Source organism: Rhizobacter sp. P3_B12 (assembly GCF_056402895.1).
This window is the reverse complement of record NZ_JBFUGN010000638.1, coordinates 1-3,622: the sequence shown is the minus strand read 5'-3', so window position 1 is coordinate 3,622 and position 3,622 is coordinate 1. Positions and strand designations below refer to the sequence as shown.

Below are 3,622 nucleotides of genomic sequence, written 5' to 3'. Positions count from 1 at the left end.
GCCGAACGCCTGGTCCAGCGCCGGCTGCGCCGTGCCGTCCGCGCTCAGGTGCGTGAAGCTCACGATGCGGCTCGCCTCGTCGTAGCGCACATCTCGCAGCGCCTCGCCCAGCGGGTAGCGCACCTCTCATTTGAAAGATCAGACTCAAGAGGGTCTGTGCCTCCTTCGGAGGATCCACACAATGAAGGAGATTGCGATGGGAATTGAAGAGATCGCCAAGTACTGCCAAATGCCGATCAAACCAGTTGATGCGGCGAACCACCTAGAACTCACGACGAAAACGGCCACCAAGAAGTACAGAAATGACAGCCATGCAGCTGTTAGCAGCGGTATGCGTCGAAGCAGCAAGTAGCAGATCACCACCACCGGGGCGTATAGCAGCATCGAGAAGGCAACTTGCATCACGATCCCACCTGAAAAGAACACGCGCAGTGGAAAGTTGACTTCCACTGACATCTCTCGATAGCCGAAGTGATTGGCGAGGGCTCCCAATAGTGTGCCAAACCAAGCTCCGGCAAATGATGAGACCCCAACTACAAGAGTTGCCGACAACCAATGTCCCGCCTGACTATTGCGCACAGATGCACCTCCGGATTGTTGGAGTTTGCCCAGGCCGCAATCCCCAGTTATTGACTTCCACACGGCCGGTAATGTCGCTTGCAGATGCCACCTTACCGTTACCGACGTACAGCCCCGTATGTCCTGTGTAGCCTTCCCCAGCGTGACCAATCGCGAGTACATCGCCGGGCATCATTGGCCCAGACACCACTTGCCAGTTTTCGATCGGCGAGTTCGGATCGGCGATTTCGCCGGCAGTTGCCAATCGCCCGTTCACCAGCGGCGGGCTCGATCCACTCTCAGTGACCGCTGTGTTGACGAACTTATTGCACTTGAATTCGAGGAACCAGCCAGGCCCACCCTGCCAACCCGGATTTCCCCACCCTGGCTCTTGATCATGTGACGCAGCAGCGCTTGCGATCGCGCTGGGGCTGCACGCGCATGGACGAGGGCGCGGACGCGCATGATTGCCCCCGCCGCCCATGAGACCAAGCGTGTCAATCATGCTCAGAGGGTTGCCCTCCACATAGCTGTACGTCGACAGACTGCCGCCGGCCAAGCCAATGGGATCCGACTGCGGATACCCTCCCCGCGAAGAGTCCTAGTCGCGATAGTAGTTGTACCAAAGCCCACTCTCCGCATCCGCATACTGCCCCGGGAACCTCAGGTTCTGCACGAAGACCCCCAGCCCGCTCGGGTTGGTCTCCGGCGCGCTCGTGCCGAAGGGCTCCGCCAGCCAGCGCCAGCGCACCCGGTTCTCGCGGTCCACCACCACCCTGGGCGTGTCCGCGTCGTCACCCCGCCCTTGGTGATCGTCGCGAGCTGGCCGCGCAGGTTGTACGTCGCCGTGTAGCCCGAGCCATCGGCTGCGCTGTCGCTGAGCGTGTTGCCGGCGCTGTCGAACACGAGGGTTCTGGCCGGGTTCGTGATGCTCGTGGTCCGGTTGCTCGTCGCCTCCACGCCGTACGTGCTCGGGCTGCCGTTCAGGCTCAGGCCGGTTCGATTGCCGTTCGCGTCGTAGTTGATCGCCCAGCTCGCCGCGTTCGTCGTGATGCCCGTCAGCCGGCTGTTCTCGTCGTAGCCGAACGCCTGGTCCAGCGCCGGCTGCGCCGTGCCGTCCGCGCTCAGGTGCGTGAAGCTCACGATGCGGCTCGCCTCGTCGTAGCGCACATCCCGCAGCGCCTCGCCCAGCGGGTAGCGGATCGCCCGGCCCGCGAGGTCGAAGTAGCGCTCGTTCGACTTCGTGCCGCTCGCCATCGCCCAGCCCCAGCGCTTCACCGTGCCGGCGGCTCGTCAGCTTGCCCACGCCGTAGCTGAAGCCCGCGCCGGTCTAGCTTGGAAGGTGGTCCTCTTCCAAACTCAAATCGCTGCACACGCACACAGCCGAAGCACCGTAAGAAGGACTGATCCTGACGAGCATCAAGCCATCGTTCCGAAGTCGATCCATGGTCCGCTGAAGAAACGAGGACTGATCAGCATCGACGTCGAAAGCAAACGCCACATCATCTAACGTCAACTGATCGCCCGTAGAGACGTCAATGCTGAGGATGATGTTTCCTTGCCTGAAATCGTCAGCCCGAAGCCGGTCGACACCATGCATGACCAAACAGAACCGACTTCCATCGCTTGTTTCCACTGGAAGAAGCAATCTCTTGTCTTTGCAGAGCAAAAGCCCACGTACCAGCCCGTCGTGGAGAGCTGGTCTCAAGACAGTCCCGTTCGATGAGAACTCGATTTCGTGCATGGTCAGCTTCCTCCAAGGGGGTTTCCCGGGTCGCCTTCTTCCGGAAGCCGTCCCGCGCCGCGATTCTCGTTGCGAGGAGGCCCTCCTCCTTCTGGACGCCCCCAATCATGAACATGGGGCTTTCCCAGTCCATCGTGACTGTGATCCCAATCCGTGTCCGTCTCTGGATAGCCGTCAGGACCGTAGAGACGAGTTTGCCCTCTCTCTCCATTTTTGTTCGGGCAGGTCACTTCGCTTCCCGGCTTTCCCCGAAACGGGTTCGATATCGATGTCGCATAGATCAAATTGTTGAGCCACTCTCCCGCGGCTCGTCCGCCCCAAGCTCCCAGCTGCCCACCAATGATCGTGCCCGGTACACCGCCACCCAACGGAAAGATGGCCTCGCCCACAGCCGCGCCACCAACTCTCCTGCCCCAGCCACCAAGAAGGGCACCCGCATCTCCAAGCGCGCTCAATCCATTCGGATCCACCCATTGAAGTGGCTTTCCGCGCACATACCCATACGTCGACACACTCCCACCCGTCAGCCCAATCGGATCGCTCTGCGTGTACTGCCCGCCCGCCGAGTTGTAGTACCGACGGTAGTTGTAGAACAGCCCGCTCTCCTGGTCCGCATACTGCCCAGGGAACCTCAGGTTCTGCGTAAAGACCCCCAACCCGCTCGGGTTGGTCTCCGGCGCGCTCGTCCCGAAGGGCTCGGCCAGCCAGCGCCAGCGCACCCGGTTCTGCCGGTCCACCACCACGCGCGGTGTGTTCAGGTGATCGCTGTGGATGAAGTACACCAGCGGCTCGCCCGATGGGTTCGCCGGGTCGGGCGTGAACATCGCCATCGGCGTGTCGCGCAGCCACACGTATTCCCGCAGCGCGGCCCCGTTCTGGTCGTACTCGCCCAGCAGATGGCCCGCCTGGTCGTACACGAAGACCACCGTGCTTTGCGGCCCGGTGCTGCTCACCTTGCGCACGCGCTGCCCGGCCGCGTTGTAGGTGTAGCGCGTCGTCACGCCGGCCTTGGTGATCGTCGCGAGCTGGCCGCGCAGGTTGTACGTCGCCGTGTAGCCCGAGCCATCGGCYGCGCTGTCGCTGAGCGTGTTGCCSGCGYTGTCGAACACGAGGCTKCKSGCCGGGTTCGTGATGCTCGTGGTCCGGTTGCTCGTCGCCTCCACGCCGTACGTGCTCGGGCTGCCGTTCAGGCTCAGGCCGGTTCGGTTGCCGTTCGCGTCGTAGCTGATGCCCCAGCTCGCCGCGTTCGTCGTGATCCCCGTCAGCCGGCTGTTCTCGTCGTAGCCGAACGCCTGGTCCAGCGCCGGCTGCGCCGTGCCG

The 3,622-nt window shown here is 62.6% G+C and carries 4 protein-coding genes; 1 reads left to right on the top strand and 3 read right to left on the bottom strand.

Annotation, left to right across the window (positions count from 1 at the left end; translation table 11 throughout):
* The first annotated feature begins 181 nt into the window (after nt 1-181).
* Entirely contained in the window at nt 182-352 is a 171-nt protein-coding gene (locus AC1D01_RS25235; RefSeq protein WP_477871243.1) for a hypothetical protein, read from the top strand.
* An 869-nt stretch (nt 353-1,221) separates the two neighbouring features.
* Here AC1D01_RS25235 and AC1D01_RS25230 read toward each other — a convergent pair.
* The 3 genes from AC1D01_RS25230 to AC1D01_RS25220 form a co-directional block, all read right to left on the bottom strand.
* A complete protein-coding gene (locus AC1D01_RS25230) occupies nt 1,222-1,836 on the bottom strand; it encodes a hypothetical protein (protein ID WP_477871241.1) in 615 nt (204 codons plus the stop codon).
* A 52-nt stretch (nt 1,837-1,888) separates the two neighbouring features.
* Nucleotides 1,889-2,302, bottom strand: coding sequence for a hypothetical protein (locus AC1D01_RS25225; RefSeq protein WP_477871239.1), 414 nt, complete (start codon nt 2,300-2,302; stop codon nt 1,889-1,891).
* 2 nt (nt 2,303-2,304) lie between these two features.
* A partial coding sequence (locus tag AC1D01_RS25220; protein WP_477871237.1) for an RHS repeat-associated core domain-containing protein occupies nt 2,305-3,622 on the bottom strand: 1,318 nt, incomplete at its 5' end.